Source organism: Pseudomonas sp. P4_C8, from assembly GCF_056401975.1.
Map to the genome: position 1 here is coordinate 120,158 of NZ_JBFUIH010000006.1, position 18,504 is coordinate 138,661.

14 protein-coding genes are annotated in these 18,504 nt (G+C 58.9%); 3 read left to right on the forward strand and 11 right to left on the reverse strand.

All coding sequences use genetic code 11. From position 1 onward, the window contains the following. Nucleotides 1-41: 41 nt before the first annotated feature. The 11 genes from AC1DWM_RS05900 to AC1DWM_RS05950 form a co-directional block, all read right to left on the reverse strand. On the reverse strand, nt 42-905 hold the full coding sequence (locus tag AC1DWM_RS05900; protein ID WP_477794799.1) for a DUF3800 domain-containing protein: 864 nt from the start codon (nt 903-905) through the stop codon (nt 42-44). Nucleotides 906-910: 5 nt separating this feature from the next. Next, nucleotides 911-1,246 carry a YceK/YidQ family lipoprotein gene (locus AC1DWM_RS05905; protein WP_223520073.1) on the reverse strand — a complete coding sequence of 112 codons (336 nt, stop codon included), beginning with the start codon at nt 1,244-1,246 and terminating at the stop codon, nt 911-913. A 222-nt stretch (nt 1,247-1,468) separates the two neighbouring features. Next, a complete protein-coding gene (locus AC1DWM_RS05910) occupies nt 1,469-2,920 on the reverse strand; it encodes a lipopolysaccharide kinase InaA family protein (protein WP_477794800.1) in 1,452 nt (483 codons plus the stop codon). Next, nucleotides 2,920-3,672, reverse strand: coding sequence for a lipopolysaccharide kinase InaA family protein (locus AC1DWM_RS05915; RefSeq protein WP_223520069.1), 753 nt, complete (start codon nt 3,670-3,672; stop codon nt 2,920-2,922). Before AC1DWM_RS05915 ends, AC1DWM_RS05910 begins: the two co-directional genes overlap by 1 nt. Next, nucleotides 3,669-4,403 carry a lipopolysaccharide kinase InaA family protein gene (locus AC1DWM_RS05920; protein ID WP_223520067.1) on the reverse strand — a complete coding sequence of 245 codons (735 nt, stop codon included), beginning with the start codon at nt 4,401-4,403 and terminating at the stop codon, nt 3,669-3,671. The genes AC1DWM_RS05915 and AC1DWM_RS05920 overlap by 4 nt, the downstream gene beginning before the upstream one ends. Continuing rightward, nucleotides 4,403-5,209 carry a lipopolysaccharide core heptose(I) kinase RfaP gene (gene rfaP, locus AC1DWM_RS05925; RefSeq protein WP_223520065.1) on the reverse strand — a complete coding sequence of 269 codons (807 nt, stop codon included), beginning with the start codon at nt 5,207-5,209 and terminating at the stop codon, nt 4,403-4,405. The genes AC1DWM_RS05920 and rfaP overlap by 1 nt, the downstream gene beginning before the upstream one ends. Beyond that, nucleotides 5,209-6,330 carry a glycosyltransferase family 4 protein gene (locus AC1DWM_RS05930; protein WP_223520064.1) on the reverse strand — a complete coding sequence of 374 codons (1,122 nt, stop codon included), beginning with the start codon at nt 6,328-6,330 and terminating at the stop codon, nt 5,209-5,211. The genes rfaP and AC1DWM_RS05930 overlap by 1 nt, the downstream gene beginning before the upstream one ends. Beyond that, nucleotides 6,330-7,391, reverse strand: a complete 1,062-nt coding sequence (gene waaC / locus AC1DWM_RS05935; protein WP_223520062.1) for a lipopolysaccharide heptosyltransferase I — start codon at nt 7,389-7,391, stop codon at nt 6,330-6,332. The genes AC1DWM_RS05930 and waaC overlap by 1 nt, the downstream gene beginning before the upstream one ends. A gap of 1 nt (nt 7,392) precedes the next feature. Then, nucleotides 7,393-8,427, reverse strand: a complete 1,035-nt coding sequence (gene waaF, locus AC1DWM_RS05940) for a lipopolysaccharide heptosyltransferase II (protein ID WP_223520060.1) — start codon at nt 8,425-8,427, stop codon at nt 7,393-7,395. Between the two features lie 327 nt (nt 8,428-8,754). Beyond that, entirely contained in the window at nt 8,755-11,694 is a 2,940-nt protein-coding gene (gene glnE, locus AC1DWM_RS05945) for a bifunctional [glutamate--ammonia ligase]-adenylyl-L-tyrosine phosphorylase/[glutamate--ammonia-ligase] adenylyltransferase (protein WP_477794801.1), read from the reverse strand. Next, nucleotides 11,691-12,083: a hypothetical protein gene (locus AC1DWM_RS05950; RefSeq protein ID WP_477794802.1), complete on the reverse strand. Its 393-nt coding sequence runs from the start codon at nt 12,081-12,083 to the stop codon at nt 11,691-11,693. Before AC1DWM_RS05950 ends, glnE begins: the two co-directional genes overlap by 4 nt. Here AC1DWM_RS05950 and aceE point away from each other — a divergent pair. The 3 genes from aceE to AC1DWM_RS05965 all read left to right on the forward strand — a co-directional run bounded on the left by aceE (nt 12,078) and on the right by AC1DWM_RS05965 (nt 18,353). After that, nucleotides 12,078-14,723 carry a pyruvate dehydrogenase (acetyl-transferring), homodimeric type gene (aceE, locus tag AC1DWM_RS05955; protein WP_223520055.1) on the forward strand — a complete coding sequence of 882 codons (2,646 nt, stop codon included), beginning with the start codon at nt 12,078-12,080 and terminating at the stop codon, nt 14,721-14,723. The genes AC1DWM_RS05950 and aceE overlap by 6 nt on opposite strands. Nucleotides 14,724-14,734: 11 nt before the next feature. Further along, nucleotides 14,735-16,687 carry a dihydrolipoyllysine-residue acetyltransferase gene (gene aceF, locus AC1DWM_RS05960; protein WP_477794803.1) on the forward strand — a complete coding sequence of 651 codons (1,953 nt, stop codon included), beginning with the start codon at nt 14,735-14,737 and terminating at the stop codon, nt 16,685-16,687. 271 nt (nt 16,688-16,958) lie between these two features. Beyond that, complete coding sequence (locus tag AC1DWM_RS05965; protein ID WP_477794804.1) at nt 16,959-18,353, forward strand: alkaline phosphatase D family protein; 1,395 nt, start codon at nt 16,959-16,961, stop codon at nt 18,351-18,353. Nucleotides 18,354-18,504 lie beyond the last annotated feature (151 nt).

Below are 18,504 nucleotides of genomic sequence, written 5' to 3' on the forward strand. Positions count from 1 at the left end.
GGACTGGGGGATCCCGGTCGGCGTTTTGGCCTCGGTGAGTTTCACCGGGGCTTTTCGCTTTCTGAAAGTGGGAAAATTTTCAAACCCCAGTTTTCGAACCCCTCCCCAACATTATTGCGCCCACCGCTGCAGTAGAATTTCCGCTTGAGCACGTCAAAGGCCCGATTTTCTTGCCCGGCACGCAAAACGCTCATACCAATGGGTCTTGCAACAAGATCCGCTAGCTGTAGCCCCGTAGAATTCACTTGTTTGGTTGCAAAGACGATGTCGAACGGCAACTGAATGCCCAATCGGTTCGCGCCATCGCACATGCGACGAAACTCCAGTTCAAGCTCGTTATCCTCCCGCTTCCCTCTTCGCTCGAAAATCACATGAGTCAACGCACTCTGCTGATTCTTTTCCTGTAGAAACTCATAAAGCGTTTCCAGGCAGAAGCCGAGGGCGACGTGATAAGGATTGTGAACAGGACCTTGTTTTTCGCGAAGGGCAGCTTTGTCGATGACGCAACTGATCAAAACGAAATTGCTTGCCTCAATGATGCCCGTCAACTCATCAAGAAAGGCATGTTTGTGTTGCCTGGACGTGAACAGACTGGAGAACGCTCCCTTTTCTTTTCGAATCTCCAATTCATGCAGACCGATCAGGTCATGCCCCATGTGGTTGAATTTAAACTTCTGAAGGGCAGGAATAACCTTCTCGCAATAATGCCTTTTATGAAAAACACAAAATGCCAACACGAACATTGGATAGTTTGCATCTAATGCTTGCATCCCATGATCGCCGCTCTCATCGACATAAATTATGAAATCGCTGTATTTTCCGGATGGAGGTAAACGCTTTTTCGCATCGACATTAGCGTCGAACTCACTTTCGTTTTCAAAAAGAAAAAACTGTTGAGAATACAAAAGAGCTACCCGCGGCCTGCTCGACCGTAAATACCGAGATTGCCTTCGGTAACCTGACGGTAAAAGGTGTAGGGCAGGCAAACAGTGTCGAGGACACCGGACAAGGTCAGGTCCAGCAGTACAAAGGATGCAAGGTAGCCACCGGGTTCAGGCGGGGCATTCAAGTAGCAAAAATCGTAGGCCAGGCCGCTGTAAATGCGCGGAATGGTCTGACAGTAGGTTTTTTGTTTTCTGAGACTGCGCGCTGCGTCTTCGTCAGATTGCAGCACTGTGGCAGCGGTACCGCAGCCGGTTAGCGCGAGTGAGAAAGTACTGATCGCAATAGCCATTTTTATGGTCAAAATCTGCCCTCCGTGAACGTCAGGCAAACTAGCATCGCGGCTATTCAGGGCACAGTTCATGGGCTCTGTAGATCATGTAGGACGATTCATAAAAACTTGTCCTCTAATCTTGGCTGACCCATCGGACCCCATCGCGAGCAGGCTCGCTCCCACACGGGATCTGCGTCGTACACAAACCCCCTGTGGGAGCGAGCCTGCCCGCGAAAGAACCGAAGGTCCGATTCAGGCAGCGCCGGAGATGTCCTTGGGAAGACGCTGATCAATGACCCGATAAAGCGCACTACTCTCAGGCCAGTTACGCATGAACCGCGCCCGATCCCGCGCATACGCCGGAGCAAAGCTGCTCACCGAGGCATGCTGACTCATCGAATCCAGATCAATCAGCGCCCAGCGATCGCCCTGCCAGAACAGGTTGTGGCCCTTGAAGTCACCATGGCTGATGCGCTCGCCGATCAGTTCGGCAAACAGCTGGTCCAGCGCCAGCAGCTCCGCCTCAGGAGCGTCGCCGCTTTCTACGTAAGGCGAGAAGCGCTCGATGATGTCCGGCCCCGGCAAATACTCGGTCACCAGATACGCCCGACTGCGCAGCCAGAGAAAGCGCTTCTCCAGTAACGCCAACGGCTTGGGCGTGGCGATGCCGAGGAACGCCAGGCGATTGCCTTCGTGCCACGAGTGCCAGGCTCGGCTCGGGCGCCAGAAGCGCTTGAGCCAATGTGCAAAACCCTTGATGTTGTAGCGTTTGATCACCAGCGTCCGACCGTCAACCTCGACCTTTCCTACACTCGCGGCGCCGCCAGTCTTGTACAGATGACCTTGATCGAGCAACGCGTCGGCCTGCTCCAGCACCGGCAGCATTGCCGCTTCTTCCTCGCGACGAATCGCGCGCAAGGCAAACGCGCCGCGCTGGACGCTGAACAGTGTGCATTCGCGGCCGACCTTGATCAGGAAGTCCTTCAAGCGCCAGGCGCGAACCTTGTCAATCTGCTTCTGCAAGGCTTCCATCGGCAGGGCGTGCTCGCCGTTGCTCAACAGGTAATACACCAGCAATTCTTCGATGAACGGTTCCAGCGTCTTGGGCAGTTGCGCAAAAAACACGCCGAGGTTTTCCAGGACTTTGTTTCGTGACAGCGGCTGTCCCGGCGTTTCCGCACAGACGCCGCCGCCATCGATCAGGTACAACCGACCGCGCTGGCGCAACAAGTTGTCCAGATGCAGGTCTTCCTGCCAGAGCCCCTTGCGATGCATTTGGCCGATAGCACCCAACGCTTCGGCCAGCACGGCGCCTTGCATATCCGCCAGCACCGGCAAGTGTTCGACTTGTTTCCAGGTATCCCCCAGGCTCTCGGCGCCTTCGAGGAAATCGAACAACAGCCAGCCGCCCTCGCCTTCCTTCAAGCCATCGGCCAGCAATTGCGGCGTGGTCAGGCCTTGATCGGCGAGCAAGCGCACACCGCTCAGTTCACGCTGAAAATGCCGCGCCGCTTTGCTGCCGACCAACAATTTGGCCAGCACCGGCCGGCCGCGCCAGACACCGGCACCGACGTAACGCTGCCCCGGCAGGACCCGCAACAAACTCAGCAGCTGCAAGTCGGCGGGACCCGCGGCATCGGCCAGCGAAATGTTCATCGGCAGGCTCGGGCTGCGGCCGGCGCCTTTCAGTTCGGACAAGCGCATCAACGCTTCTCCTTGTGACTGCGCCGCGCGGTCAGACGCGAAACCCAACTGTCCACCAGCGAACTGTTCTGCGACTGATCGACATAGACCGCCAACAACTCGCGCAACTGCGCTTCGGTCCACTCCGGCGCACGACGCAGTAACGGCTCCAGGTCCTTGACCCGGTCACGTTGACCAAACAGCAGCGGCCGAGTCTTTTCCAGGTCGATCAACTGCGCCTGATAACCGTCGCCCGCCGCTTGCAGAAAAATATGTTTGGGATAGAAGCAGCCATGAACCTGACGCACGCCGTGCAGCCGTCGCGCCAGAACGCCACAGGCTTTGAGAATGGCCGAGTGTTGCACCTTGCTCAGGCTCGACCAGCGCTGCAACAGCGAATCGAGATCATCCCAACCGTCCAGCGCGCGAGTCAGCAGCACCGCGCGGACTTCACCATTGACTTTGCGCTCACCAAAAAACACCGCTTGCAGCGCCGGAATGCCCAGCTTTTGATAACGGCTGATGTTGCGAAACTCACGGGCAAAGCTCGGCTCGCCGAAGGGCGCGTGAAAGGTACGCGTCAGGTAGTTGCTCTGGCGCTTGAGGTAGAAACCACGACCTTCCAGATCCAGTCGAAACACGCTGCTCCAGCCACCGCCGACGGTGTTGGGCTCATCCACGGCGTCGAGCTGTTTGGCCCAGAGCGCATCGAACGTGCCGAGGCCATGGCGCTCAAGCAGTGCACGGTCTTCAGCGGCCAGAAAATCAGTCATTCGCGTCCCTCGAAAAATCTCACTACGTGCCGGATCCGTTTCTTGTCGGCGGCATTAAGCCGGTCACGCTGACGATATTGCAGATAAAAGCGCAGGCGCTGGGTGGCCGACAGGTGGTATTTGGCTACCTTGTCGAGGCAGGCCAGGTCTTTGGTGATCCGGTATTTAAGCCAGAAACCGTGCCAGAAATCACCATTGGGGCAATCGATCAGGAACAGCCGGGCTTGATCGTCGATCAACAGATTGCGCCACTTCAAATCGTTATGCGTGAAACGATGGTCGTGCATGGTCCGGGTATAAGCGGCCAACTGCCGGCTGACCGAGTCGACCCAGACGCGGTCCGACAATTTTGGATCGTGCCGTTCAGCGAGGGCCGACAGGTCTTCAGTCTTCGGCAGTTCGCGCGTGATCATCGCCCCACGATTGTAGGCCGCGCCGCGCCGCTCCAGCCCCCAGGCCACCACTTCAGCGGTGGGTATGCCCCACTTGGCGAAGCGTTTGAGGTTCTGCCATTCGGCCTTCACCCGGGGTTTGCCCAGGTAACGGCGCAGGCCTTTGCCGGCGCCGGTGTAGCGTTTGACGTAGTAATTGACGCCGTTGCGATTGACGCGGATGACCTCGGACAACAGGTCGTGAGTCAGTCGCTCACCTTGCAGCGCAAACACCGCCTCAAGGCTGCCGAAATCTTCTGCCAGATCGCTATAAGCGGGCTCCAGTTTCCAACCCGCCATCAGAGTGCATCCCCATATCGCTGTTTTCGGTCATAAAGTTTATTGGCCTTGCCCTCAAGCCAGGCGAGCAGTGAGGCTTCCTCGGCCAGAATCTGGCGCAGCGGCTGCTGGAAGTAACCCTTGAGGAAACGCAATTTGTCGCGCCGGGTCAGGCCAATGTCCAGGGCCGAAAAGTACAGGGCCGCCAGATCTTTGTTGCGCCAGCGTTGAGTGATCGCCGGGCGGGTCTGGGCACGGTGCAGGTCGATCACCGAGAGTTTGAAATCGTCAGCGGTTACCGGTTTGTCGGTGTGCAGCAGGAAGTGGCAAATGTAGCAGTCGCGATGGTTGACCCCGGCGCGGTGCATCATGCCGGTCATGCGCGCGACTTCGGCAATCAGCGCTCGCTTGAGTTTCGGCTCGGGCGGGTTTTTGACCCAATCAATGCTGAAGTCTTCGAGGCTGACAGTCGGTGCCAGTTCTTCGGTGACGATGAATGAGTGCTGGTCCGCCGGATTGCTGCCCTTCTCGCCGTAAGCGACGGCGGTCATGGTCGGCACACCGACTTCTTTCAGGCGCTGAATGGCTTTCCATTCCTGACCCGCGCCGAGGACCGGCAGCTTGGCTGTCAGCAGGTTTTTGAAGATCTCGCCCCAGCCGATGCCACGGTGAATCTTCACAAAAAAACCATTGCCGTTCACTTCAGTGCGCAAGGTCCGGCGCGCTTCCAGTTCACGGTAAACCTCGCCTTCGAGGCCTTCGACTTCGGTGAACGCATCGCGTCCGGCCCAAAGGCTCTTGAACGGTTCAGCCAGCATCAACTTCATTAAGCGTGCTCCGCCAGAATCACATCGGCCGCGTGCTGCGGCATGCTGTAGAGGTCGGCCGTCTCGGCGAAGGCCAGACCGTTGCGGCTCCAGGCCGCCCGTGCTTGAGCGTCGTTCAACATGCCGGTCAGGTACTGGGTCAGTTGTGCCTGATCGAACGGCTCGTCCAACACCAGACCGGCGTCGGCCTCGGCGATGTAATGGGCATAACCGCACACCGCGCTGACCAACACCGGCAGCCCGGCCACCAAGGCTTCGAGCAACACAGTCCCGGTGTTTTCGTTATACGCCGGGTGGATCAACAGATCGGCACCGAGCAGGAAACGCGGGATATCGCTGCGGCCCTTGAGGAACGTCACGTTGTCGCCGAGCCCCAACGTGGCGCTCTGCATCTGGAATAATTTGGGGTCATCCTGGCCAATTACAAACAGCCGAGTGCGTTTCTTCAGATCAGCGGGCAATGCGGCCAGCGCCTTGAGGCTGCGATCCACGCCCTTGGTCTTGAACCCGGAACCGATTTGCACCAGCAGTAACTCATCGTCTTTCAGGTTGAATTCGTCCCGGAATCCGGCACGAATCTCGGCGGCATTGGCCGGCGCGCGACGGTCCTGGGAGATGCCCGGCGGCAGCAAATGAAAACGTTCCAGCGGCGTGTCGTAATGCTTGATGAACAGCGGCTGCTGCACTTCGGAGATCATCAGCACTTCGGTCTTGGCGTCCTTGGCGAACACCGCGCGCTCGTATTCGGCGAAGTGCCGGTAGCGGCCCCAACGGCGGTACAGAGAGTGACGCAGGTTTTGCGCCTTGTCTTCGAAGCAGCCGTCGGCGGCGTAGTAAACGTCCAGGCCCGGCATCTTGTTGAAACCGATCAGGCGATCCACGGGACGCTTGGCCAGATCCGCTTCCATCCACTCGCTGAGCTTTTCATTGCGCCGATGGTTGAAGAACGCCTTGACCGGCGCCACCAGCACTTCGAAACCCGGCGGAACGTCGCCCTCCCAGATCAGCGTGTAGACGCGAATCTGATGGCCGCGTTGCTGGCATTCCAGAGCGATCCGCATGAAGTCACGCTGCAAGCCCCCGAACGGAAAGTATTTGTACAAAACGAATGCCAATTGCATCAGCGCAGCTCCTCAGCCAGTAACAACGTGCTCAGTCGGGTCGCGACACGCTCGGGATTCAGACGCGTGAAGCACAGGGGCCACTCGCGTTTCAGGTCAAACTGACGGGCATCCTGGTCCGTCGGTTGGTACGTACATTTTTTTTGCAGGCACGGTGCACAGGGGAAGTCGCTGGCGATGTGAATCTGCGCTTTACCGTAAGCGCCGGTCAGGCCCGGATTGGTCGGACCGAACAGCGACAACGTCGGGACGTCGAGCGCCGCGGCCAGATGACCGAGGCCCGTGTCCACCGCCACGCAAGCCTGTGCGCCGGCCAATACCTTGCCGACACCGGCCAGGTTCAGCTTGGGCAGCACTTCGACATGGCGCAAACCAGCGGCGATGCGCTCGGCCCGGGCCTTCTCGATTGGATTGCCCCACGGCAGCTTCACAGCAACGCCCAGATAACCGACGCGCTCGGCCAGCTCACGCCAGTAGGCTTCCGGCCAGTGCTTGGTGTCCCACGTGGTGCCATGCAGGAACAGCACATACGGATTCTTGCGCGGCAGTTCCACCAGTCGCTCGACATTCAGGCCGTAATCGCCCAAGCCTTTTGGCAAGTCGTAGCCCAACGCCAGGGCGAACAATTGACGCACCCGCTCTACCGCGTGTTGTCCACGGCCCACCGCCAGGCGACGGGAGTAGAAGCGCGCAGCCATCGGCTCACGCGCCGAATCCTTGTCCAGCCCCGCGACCGGCGCCTTGACGTAGCGCGTCAGCCAGGCACTTTTCAGCAGGCCCTGGGCGTCGATCACCAGATCATATTTTTCAGCGCGAACACTTTGTTTGAAGCGCTTCCACTCGCCACTCTTGATGGTTTGCCAGATGTTCTTGCGCCAGCGGCGGATCGCCACCGGGATCACCTTGCCCACGGCCGGGTGCCAGGTCGGGATCTCGGCAAAGCCTTCTTCCACCACCCAGTCGAACGTGATGCCGGGAATCGCCCGCGCCGCGTCGGTCAGTGCCGGCAGCGCGTGAATCACATCGCCCAGCGAGGAAGTCTTGATCAGCAGAACCCGCAAACTATTTGACCTCGACCACAGTGCCCTGCAACCGCTGCAAGGCTTCGTTCACTGCCTGCGGCATGAGCTGGCGCAAGCAGTTGTAATGACCGAAACGGCACGTGCGATCGAAGCATGGGCTGCATTCGATGCCCAGGCGCACGATTTCGACGTGTTCGGCCAACGGCGGGGTGAAACCCGGCGACGTCGAGCCGTAGACCGCCACCAACGGGCGGTTCAACGCGGCAGCGACGTGCATCAGGCCGGAGTCGTTGGACACCACCGCGTCGGCGCAGGACATCAGATCAATGGCTTCGGCCAGCGAGGTGCCGCCGCTAAGGTTGACCGCCTCTTCACGCAGACCGGGAATCAGTCGCGCGCGAATGTCTTCGCCCACCGCGTGATCGTTTTTCGAGCCGAACAACCAGACTTGCCAGCCTTCGCGAATCTTCGCTTCGGCGACTTTGGCGTAATGCTCGGACGGCCAGCGCTTGGCCTCACCGAACTCCGCGCCGGGGCACAGCGCCAACACCGGACGGTCGAGGGCCAGGCCGAATTTAGCCAGCGCCGCTTCACGGGTGACCGAGTCGATTTGCAAAGTCGGGCGTGGATAAGGTGTCGGCAGTTCGGCGCCAGGCTCGTACGCCAGGGCCATGAAACGCTCGATCATCAGCGGATAACGTTCTTTATCCAGCGTGCGCACGTCATTGAGCAGGCCGTAGCGGAACTCGCCACGCCAGCCAGTGCGTTTCGCAATACCGGCGAAGAACGGCACCAGCGCCGACTTCAGCGAATTGGGCAGCAAAATCGCCTGGTCGTACTGGCCGGCCAGGGATTTGCCGATGCGCCGACGGGTCGCCAGCTCCAAAGCACCGTGGCCGAGCGGAAAGCTCAAGGCCTGCCGGACTTCGGGCATGCGCTCCAGGATCGGCCGGCTCCACTCGGGGGCCAGGACGTCGATTTCGCATTGCGGGTGGCGCTGCTTGAGACACTGAAACAGTGTCTGCGCCATCACCATGTCACCGACCCAACTGGGCCCAACGATCAGAATTTTCATGTGGTTTCCAAAAACGAACCGGGGAGGCATACGCCTCCCCGCCTCGATAATTCTACAAAACACTGCAGATCTACTGTGGGAGCGAGCTTGCTCGCGATGAGGCCGTCACTCCAACATTAATGGCGACTGACACTCCGCTATCGCGAGCAAGCTCGCTCCCACAGGGTTTGTGCGCCATGCCTTAATCTACAATCAACGCCAATCTACTGTAGGAGTGAGCCTGCTCGCGATGAGGCCGTCACATCCAACATTAATGGCGACTGACACTCCGCTATCGCGAGCAAGCTCGCTCCCACATTGGGTATTGAGTGTTGCAACTATCCTGTTTCAGCTTAGCCCCAGCTCACGCCAGATTCGCATGACCTGTCGCCGTTCATCCGCGAACTGGTCGCCTGGTATCACCCCGGCGTCCTTCTGCAAGGCCTGCCGGTGAGCGGCGGAGCGGTAGGCTTTATAGGCCTCGCGCAACAGGCTGGCGTCTTCGGCGGGCATCAGCCCTTCTTGTTCCAGCTCTTCCAGAATGCGGAAATTATCAGACCAGCGCAGCAATGACGGGCACCTTTCGGACCACGCCAGGGCCGCGTATTGCACCATAAATTCAATATCGACGATACCTCCGGCGTCCTGCTTGAGATCGAACGGCGCCGTGGCTTCGAAGGCATTTGCCCCGGTCCCGGCCGCTGTACTCTTGGTGCCAAGGTTATCGCGCATCTTCGCGCGCATCTCACTGACCTCCTGGCGCAGGATCGCCAGGTCTCGCTTCTTGCCCAGTATCGCCGCGCGAACCTGCTCGAATGCCCGGCCGACATCCGCGCTGCCCACCAGCACCCGCGCCCGTACCAGCGCCTGATGCTCCCAGGTCCAGGCCTCTCCCTCCTGATAACGGGCAAATGCACCGAGCGAACTCACCAGCAACCCCGATACGCCCGAAGGTCGCAAGCGCATGTCCACTTCATACAGCTGACCGGAGTTGGTCTGGGCCGTGAGCAAGTGAATGATCCGCTGCCCGAGCCGGGTGAAAAATTGCGCGCCATCGATCGGTTTCGGTCCGTCCGTTTCTGCCAGCGGATCGCCATCGTGGATAAACACCAGATCCAGGTCCGAAACATGCCCGAGTTCCAGCCCGCCAACTTTCCCATAACCGACAATGATGAAGCCGGGATCGCACAACTTACCGTCAGTGCGCAACGGCGTGCCGTACTTGGCCACAGTCTGGCGCCAGGCCAGGGCCAACACTTGTTCAAGAATCGCTTCCGCGAGCCAGGTCAGATAATCGCTGACTTTCATCAGCGGCAGGCTGCCGGCAATTTCCGAGGCGGCGACCCGCAAGCGGTGCGCCAATTTGAAATGACGCAGGGCTTCCATCTGCTGTTCGAGGTCGTCCTCGGGAATCCGCATCAGACGTTCGCGTAATTCGGCGGTCAGTTCCGGCGCCAGGGGCGGCTTGAACAGCCGGCCTTCGTTGAGCAATTCGTCGAGCAGCAGCGGAAAACGGGTGATCTGCTCGGCGATCCACGGGCTCGCGGCGCACAAGGTCAATAAACGTCGCAGCGCGCCGGGGTTTTCGGTCAGCAGCACCAGATACGCGGATCGACGGGCCACGGCTTCAACCAGCGGCAGCACGCGCTCCAACACCAGATCGGGATTGGCATGCTCGACGGCCTGCGCCAGCAAGCGCGGAATAAAGGCATCAAGGCGCTCACGCCCCAAACGCTGCATCGCCCGAAGTTGCGGACTGCCGCGCAAACCGGCCAAGGCTTTCAGGGCCTTGGTAGCCTCCTTGAAACCAGCCTCTTCCAACTGACGGCAAGCCGCTTCTTCGTCTTGAGCTTCTTCCCACAGCGGCAACCATTCCCCGCCCACCACCACTTCGCTTTCGGTGCCTTCTTCTTCGTCTGGATCGGCGATCACCTGAGCGAAGTGCCAGGCCACGCGGCCACGCCAATACATCAGCTGCTCATGGAAAGCGTCCCAGTCGGCAAACCCCAACATAAAGGCGATGCGCGCCTGATCTTCTGCGCCATCGGGCAACATCTGGGTCTGGCGATCGGCAATCGCCTGGATCGCATGTTCGGTGTAACGCAGGAATTCGTAGCCTTCGCGCAACTCGCTAATCACCGCTGGCGGCAAGTAACCCTGACCTTCCAGCGTGTTCAGTACTTTTAATAGAGGGCGTTGTTGCAGGCTCAAGTCGCGACCGCCGTGGATCAGCTGAAAAGCCTGGGCGATGAACTCGACCTCACGAATGCCGCCGGAGCCGAGCTTGATGTTGTCGGCCATGCCTTTGCGCCGCACCTCCTGTTGGATCAACTGTTTCATGGTGCGCAGCGCTTCGATTGCCGAGAAGTCCAGGTAACGCCGGTAAACGAACGGGCGCAGCATGTCCTGCAATTGCGCGCCGGCCACTTGATCGCCCGCCACCACCCGCGACTTGATCATCGCGTAGCGTTCCCAGTCGCGGCCCTGATCCTGGTAATACTGCTCCAGCGCATTGAAGCTCAGGACCAATGCACCGGCCGAACCGTAAGGCCGCAAACGCATGTCGACGCGGAACACGAAGCCATCGACGGTCATCGGGTCCAGCGCCTTGATCAGGCGTTGGCCCAGACGAATGAAGAACTCCTGATTATCCAGCGAGCGCTTCACGCCGACGGTTTCGCCGCCCTCGGGATAGGCGAAGATCAGGTCGATGTCCGACGACAGATTGAGCTCCACGGCGCCCAGTTTGCCCATGCCGAGGACGACCATCTGCTGCGGCTCGCCGCTGCGCCGGCCGGTCGGCACACCAAACTGCTGACAATGACGCGAGTACAACCACTGATAGGCCTGATCGATACTCGCATCGGCCATGTCCGAGAGGTCGCGGCAGGTCTGGACCAGGTCGGCCTGACGGGTCAAGTCGCGCCAGATGATCCGCACTTGCTGGCGGGTGCGCTGACGACGCAGGGCGCGGCCGAGTTCGTCTTCGGTTTGCGCCGCATTCACTACCGCCGCAATCTGCCCGCACAACTCGCCGGGAGCGAAACTGCGGTCCAGTTCACCGGACTGCACCAGCGCCAGCAACATCAAAGGGTCGCGCACACTTTGCTCAGTCACGAAGTCGCTGGCCGCAGTGACGCGGGCAAATTGTGCCCAGCGTTCAGGCGTCCAGGCCGACAGGCCATGATCGTCATCGAGTGCCGCAACGGCGGTACGGAACGACTGCTCGGCGCGGGTGACAGACGGCAGGAGAATGCCGGGCAGTTCGGCAAGCGTAGGGAGGCTCATGGTCTATCCTTGATCGGCGTGGAGACGACTGCATGTAGTGATTTGTGAAAACCCACTACCTGAAGGAGTGTCGAACAAAAGTTAGAAATAGCTGAAAATTCTTTATTTTTGGCAGCGAACATCAAGCTTTTACCTTTTGTGGTTGGTAAAAGACCAACCTTAACGATTATTCTCACAACGCAGCCGGAGGCCACAAGCCATTCATCTGTAGTTTTACTACTCGTATATACATTCGAAAGGCTGAAATGCCCGAAGATTTGTAGTAAAACTACACGCCGCCGGAACAACCTCTCGGCAATCCAAGAATTTATATCGTCTGCCCACAAGGCCAGTCGCAAACTCAGGCAACCGATTCTGGAAGCCTTTCCGCCCTGGAGCAAGCCATGCAAGACCTCGATCCCGTCGAAACCCAGGAATGGCTGGACGCCCTGGAATCGGTTCTCGACAAAGAAGGCGAAGACCGCGCTCACTATCTGATGACCCGTATGGGCGAATTGGCGACCCGCAGCGGCTCGCAACTGCCTTACGCCATCACCACGCCATACCGCAACACCATTCCCGTTACCCACGAAGCACGCATGCCTGGCGACCTGTTCATGGAACGCCGCATTCGCTCGTTGGTACGCTGGAACGCGATGGCCATGGTGATGCGTACGAACCTGAAGGATTCTGACCTGGGCGGTCACATCTCCAGCTTCGCCTCCAGCGCAACCCTGTATGACATTGGCTTCAACTATTTCTTCCAGGCCCCGACCGACGAACACGGCGGCGACCTGATCTACTTCCAGGGCCACACCTCGCCAGGCGTTTACGCCCGTGCATTCATGGAAGGCCGCATCACCGAAGACCAGATGAACAATTTCCGTCAGGAAGTTGATGGCAACGGTCTGTCGTCCTACCCGCACCCGTGGCTGATGCCTGATTTCTGGCAGTTCCCGACCGTATCCATGGGTCTGGGTCCGATCCAGGCGATCTACCAGGCACGTTTCATGAAGTACCTGGAAGCCCGTGGCTTCATTCCTGAAGGCAAGCAAAAAGTCTGGTGCTTCCTGGGCGACGGCGAGTGCGACGAGCCGGAATCCCTGGGCGCGATCTCGCTGGCTGGCCGCGAGAAGCTCGACAACCTGATCTTCGTCATCAACTGCAACCTGCAGCGCCTCGACGGCCCGGTTCGCGGCAACGGCAAGATCATCCAGGAACTCGAAGGCGTGTTCCGTGGTGCTCAGTGGAACGTGACCAAAGTCATCTGGGGCCGTTTCTGGGACCCACTGCTGGCCAAAGACGTCGACGGTATCCTGCAACGTCGCATGGACGAAGTCATCGACGGCGAGTACCAGAACTACAAAGCCAAAGACGGCGCGTTCGTGCGTGAACACTTCTTCAACTCGCCAGAACTCAAGGCGATGGTTGCCGATCTGTCCGACGACGAGATCTGGAAGCTCAACCGTGGCGGCCACGACCCGTACAAGGTCTACGCGGCGTACCACGAAGCGGTCAACCACAAAGAACAACCGACCGTCATCCTGGCCAAGACCATCAAAGGTTATGGCACCGGTGCCGGCGAAGCGAAAAACACTGCGCACAACACCAAGAAAGTCGATGTCGACAGCCTGAAGTTGTTCCGCGATCGTTTCGACATTCCGGTCAAAGACGACGAGCTGGAAAACCTGCCGTTCTTCAAGCCAGAGCCAAACAGCGCCGAAGCCCGCTACCTGAGCGAGCGTCGCACTGCACTGGGCGGTTTCGTGCCACAGCGCCGCGCGCAGAGCTTCGGCATTCCGACGCCGTCGCTGGATACCCTCAAGGCAATCCTCGATGGTTCGGGCGACCGTGAAATTTCCACCACCATGGCCTTCGTGCGAATCCTCGCGCAACTGGTCAAGGACAAGGAAATCGGCCCGCGCATCGTTCCGATCATCCCGGACGAAGCCCGTACCTTCGGTATGGAAGGCATGTTCCGTCAGTTGGGCATCTACTCGTCCGTCGGCCAGCTCTACGAGCCAGTCGATAAAGACCAGGTGATGTTCTACCGCGAAGACAAGAAAGGTCAGATTCTCGAAGAAGGCATCAACGAAGCAGGCGCCATGAGCTCCTTCATCGCCGCCGGTACTTCGTACTCCAGCCACAACCAGCCAATGCTGCCGTTCTACATCTTCTATTCGATGTTCGGCTTCCAGCGTATCGGCGACCTCGCCTGGGCCGCTGGCGACAGCCGTACCCGTGGCTTCCTGATCGGCGGCACCGCCGGCCGGACCACGCTGAACGGCGAAGGCCTGCAACACGAAGACGGTCACAGCCACATGCTGGCTGCCACCATCCCGAACTGCCGCACCTTTGATCCAACCTACGGCTACGAGCTGGCGGTGATCATCCAGGACGGCATGAAGAAGATGACCGAACAGCAGCAGGACGTTTTCTACTACATCACCGTGATGAACGAGTCTTACCAGCAGCCAGCCATGCCGGCCGGTGTGGAAGAAGGCATCATCAAGGGCATGTACCTGCTCGAAGAAGACACCCGCGAAGCGGCGCACCACGTTCAGCTGATGGGCTCCGGCACCATCCTGCGTGAAGTCCGTGAAGCAGCGAAGATTCTGCGTGAAGAGTTCAACGTCGGCGCTGACGTGTGGAGCGTTACCAGCTTCAACGAACTGCGTCGCGATGGCCTGGCCGTCGAGCGCACCAACCGTCTGCACCCGGGCCAGAAGCCTAAACTGAGCTTCGTCGAAGAGTGCCTGAACGGCCGTAAAGGTCCGGTCATTGCTTCTACCGACTACATGAAGTTGTTCGCTGAGCAAATTCGTCAGTGGGTCCCTTCCAAGGAATTCAAAGTCCTGGGCACCGACGGTTTCGGCCGTAGCGACAGCCGCAAGAAACTGCGTCATTTCTTCGAAGTTGACCGTCATTTCGTGGTGTTGGCAGCCCTGGAAGCACTGGCTGACCGTGGTGACATCGAACCTAAGGTCGTGGCTGAAGCCATCACCAAGTTCGGTATCAACCCGGAAAAACTCAACCCACTGGACTGCTGAGGAGAGATTCTGTGAGCGAACTCATTCGCGTACCTGACATCGGCAGCGGTGAAGGTGAAGTAATTGAACTGTTTGTGAAGGTCGGCGACCGTATCGAAGCCGACCAGAGCATCCTGACGCTGGAGTCGGACAAGGCGAGCATGGAAATTCCTGCGCCTAAAGCCGGCATCGTCAAAAGCCTGAAAGTGAAGCTGGGTGATCGCCTGAAAGAAGGCGACGAACTGCTCGAGCTGGAAGTCGAAGGTGCCGCTGCTGCGGCTCCGGCGGCTGCCGCTGCGCCAGCTGCAAAAGCTGAAGCAAAACCGGCTGCCGCACCTGCTGCTGCCGCGCCAGCCGCTGCGCCTGCTGCCGCTTCGGTTCAGAAAGTGCACGTGCCGGACATCGGTTCGTCGGGCAAGGCCCAGATCATCGAGATCCAGGTCAAGGTTGGTGACACCGTCGAGGCTGATCAATCCTTGATCACCCTGGAATCCGACAAGGCCAGCATGGAAATCCCTTCGCCCGCCGCTGGCGTGGTCAAGGCCATCAGCGTCAAGCTCAACGACGAAGTCGGTACCGGCGACCTGATTCTGGATCTGGAAGTGGCAGGTGCTGCTGCACCGGCTGCCGCCCCGGCCCAGGCTGCTGCTCCGGCACCCGCCGCTGCGCCTGCTCCTGCAGCAGCTCCAGCTGCTCCAGTGGCCGACAGCGTTCAGGACATCCACGTTCCGGACATCGGTTCGTCGGGCAAGGCCAAGATCATCGAAGTCCTGGTCAAGGTCGGCGACACCGTTGTAGCCGACCAGTCGCTGATCACCCTGGAATCCGACAAGGCGAGCATGGAAATCCCGTCGCCTGCCGCTGGCGTGGTGGAAAGCGTTTCCATCAAGCTGGATGACGAAGTCGGTACTGGCGACCTGATCCTCAAGCTGAAAGTCAAAGGCGTTGCACCTGCTGCGGCCCCGGCTCCGGCCGCTGCTGCACCGAGCGCTCCTGCCCCAGCCGCAGCGGCGCCTGCTGCTCCGGCAGCTGCCGCACCTGTTGCTGCACCGGCCAAGCCGGGCGCCAAGGTTCACGCTGGTCCGGCAGTACGCCAACTGGCCCGTGAATTCGGCGTCGAGCTGAACGCCGTCGGCGCCAGTGGCCCGCACGGTCGCATCCTCAAAGAAGACGTGCAGGTTTACGTCAAAGCGATGATGCAGAAAGCCAAGGAAGCACCAGCCGCTGCTGCTGGCGTAACCGGCGGCGCGGGCATCCCGCCAATTCCGGTTGTCGACTTCAGCCGCTTCGGTGAAACCGAAGAAGTGCCGATGACTCGCCTGATGCAAATCGGCGCGTCGAGCCTGCATCGCAGCTGGCTGAACATTCCACACGTGACTCAGTTCGATTCGGCTGATATCACCGAGCTGGAAGCGTTCCGCGTTGCTCAGAAAGCCGTTGCAGAGAAGGCTGGCGTCAAGCTGACCATCCTGCCGCTGCTGCTCAAGTCCTGCGCGCACTTGCTCAAGGAACTGCCGGACTTCAACAGTTCGCTGGCACCAAGCGGCAAAGCGATCATYCGCAAGAAGTACGTAAACATCGGCTTCGCCGTCGACACCCCTGAAGGCCTGCTGGTACCGGTCATCAAGAACGTCGACCAGAAAAGCCTGTTGCAACTGGCAGCCGAAGCTGCTGCGCTGGCCGCCAAGGCCCGCGACAAAAAGCTCACCGCTGACGACATGCAAGGCGCCTGCTTCACCATTTCCAGCCTCGGCCACATTGGCGGCACCGGCTTCACGCCGATCGTCAACGCGCCGGAAGTGGCGATCCTCGGTGTTTCCAAGGCAACCATCCAGCCAGTCTGGGACGGCAAAGCCTTCCAGCCGAAGCTGATGCTGCCGCTTTCGCTGTCCTACGATCACCGTGTGATCAACGGCGCCGCTGCTGCACGTTTCACTCAGCGTCTGAGCAGCCTGCTGGCAGACATCCGCACCATCCTGCTGTAACACCGACCGGCCCTCCCTAAACGGAGGGCCGTTCGCGTTCCACGTTTTCCGAGCGCCACGCTCGTACCTCAACCCCGCCAATTTGGCGGGGCTTTTTTTGCCTTGGATAAAGCTTCTTCCTACATTCGCGGCTGACATCGGCCACAACTCAAGTCCACTTCCTCCCGATATTTTTTGCGAGCCAATAACTACGCTTAGTCCGACTGATATTTAATAAAACTGCATCAGTCACTTTTTGCTTAGTTAGCACTTACTTCGAATGGATTCGAACATGTTCAAACCGACTGTCGGCCCGATTATTGGCCACACTACAACTAACCACGCGCGCATCTTTCTACGAGGCGAACTTCAAGACAATTCTTTGGTATTTGCAGGTATTCGTTATCGGCGCTTGGGTGAAGAGCGTTGGTCCCGAGGCGCGTTTGTAAAACTGACGGTCTTGCGCGACATGTCCGATGTGATTGTGCTCAATGAGCTGTCCAGCGACACCGAGTACGAATACCAGGCCGGCTGGTTCAGCCCGATGAGCCCGGTGCATACCGTGGAGACGGTGCAGGAACTGCCGCTGCAATGGCCACGGGAGATTTACCGGTTCCGCACCCGTTCCAGCAAGACCACCACGCCACGGGCGTACATAGTCGGTTCGTGCCGCTACCTGCGCATGACGGCAGGCATACCAGCGTCACCGCAACGGGGTGACCGGATTTTTGCTTCGATCTCCGATCTGGCGCAGCAGGCAGACCCGCCTGTCAGCGCGATGCTGATGACCGGTGACCAAATCTATGTCGATGACCTGAACCTCATCGCTCCCGACCGGGAATACAAGGAAATACTCAGCAAATATCGCGCAGCTTTTTCCCAGCCGAACATCACAAAATTAATGTCTAACCTGTCGACTTACATGATCCTCGACGACCATGAAATAGAAGACAACTGGCCAGCCAATGAAAGCAAGGGCGATGCTTATTTATACAAAAACGCCATCGCGGCCTATGAGCTATATCAAGCCAGCCACAGTCCGGCGCATGAACTTCTAGTCAACGGACAAATCAGCAGAAAACTTGAACAGTATTGGTATCAGTTCGCCGAAGGCGATATTGAATGGTTTGTCACCGATAGCCGCACTCGACGCAACCTGTCGGCCAATGATCGCCGCATCCTCGATGAAGAGCAGGAACAGGCACTGCTCAATTGGCTGATCCACAGCGAGGCAAGGGTCAAATTCGTGGTCACCAGCGTGATGTTCTACCCTGACCGCAAACTCCATGGCGATGACGCCTGGAAAGCCTTCCCGGAACAACGCCTACGGTTGCTGGAAACGATTCGAACGCAGCGCATCAAGAATGTTGTCTTCATTTCCGGCGACGTCCACGGCTCCCTGACCAGCCGCCTGACCCACAGCGAAGACCCGGACTTCGAGGTGCACACCATCGTCTCCTCGCCACTGTGCAACAGCAAACTGCTGCCGTATGCCAAGGCCTCCACGTTCGTCCTGGATCAGGCGTTGGCGCAAACGGCTGCGGGGGACTACCGTCATGAACTGACCAGCCAGGTGGTCAGCGAAGACAATTTTGCCCATCTGGTCGTTGATAGGGAGCAAATTCGGGTCAATTACCACGACCGGGGGGGCACGCCATTACAAGCGATCAACATCCCGCTGTACTAAGGCGAAGAAGGCCAAATGCATTGGTTTTTAGCCGGAGCTGGAGAAAACTTCACGCCTGCCGACATATTCTTATAGCACTTGGCCTTCATGTCTCTTGTCAGTCGGGGCCGCAATGATGCAACCTTGCCGCAGACAACAGATAAGAGGGCGA

Excerpts from the sequence above, each read along its gene's own strand:
- aceE (WP_223520055.1), top strand. The coding sequence starts at position 12,078 with ATGCAAGACCTCGATCCCGTCGAAACCCAGGAATGGCTGGACGCCCTG.
- glnE (WP_477794801.1), bottom strand. The coding sequence starts at position 11,694 with ATGAGCCTCCCTACGCTTGCCGAACTGCCCGGCATTCTCCTGCCGTCT.
- AC1DWM_RS05930 (WP_223520064.1), bottom strand. The coding sequence starts at position 6,330 with ATGCAATTGGCATTCGTTTTGTACAAATACTTTCCGTTCGGGGGCTTG.
- waaF (WP_223520060.1), bottom strand. The coding sequence starts at position 8,427 with ATGAAAATTCTGATCGTTGGGCCCAGTTGGGTCGGTGACATGGTGATG.
- rfaP (WP_223520065.1), bottom strand. The coding sequence starts at position 5,209 with ATGAAGTTGATGCTGGCTGAACCGTTCAAGAGCCTTTGGGCCGGACGC.
- AC1DWM_RS05910 (WP_477794800.1), bottom strand. The coding sequence starts at position 2,920 with ATGCGCTTGTCCGAACTGAAAGGCGCCGGCCGCAGCCCGAGCCTGCCG.
- AC1DWM_RS05965 (WP_477794804.1), top strand. The coding sequence starts at position 16,959 with ATGTTCAAACCGACTGTCGGCCCGATTATTGGCCACACTACAACTAAC.
- AC1DWM_RS05920 (WP_223520067.1), bottom strand. The coding sequence starts at position 4,403 with ATGGCGGGTTGGAAACTGGAGCCCGCTTATAGCGATCTGGCAGAAGAT.
- AC1DWM_RS05915 (WP_223520069.1), bottom strand. The coding sequence starts at position 3,672 with ATGACTGATTTTCTGGCCGCTGAAGACCGTGCACTGCTTGAGCGCCAT.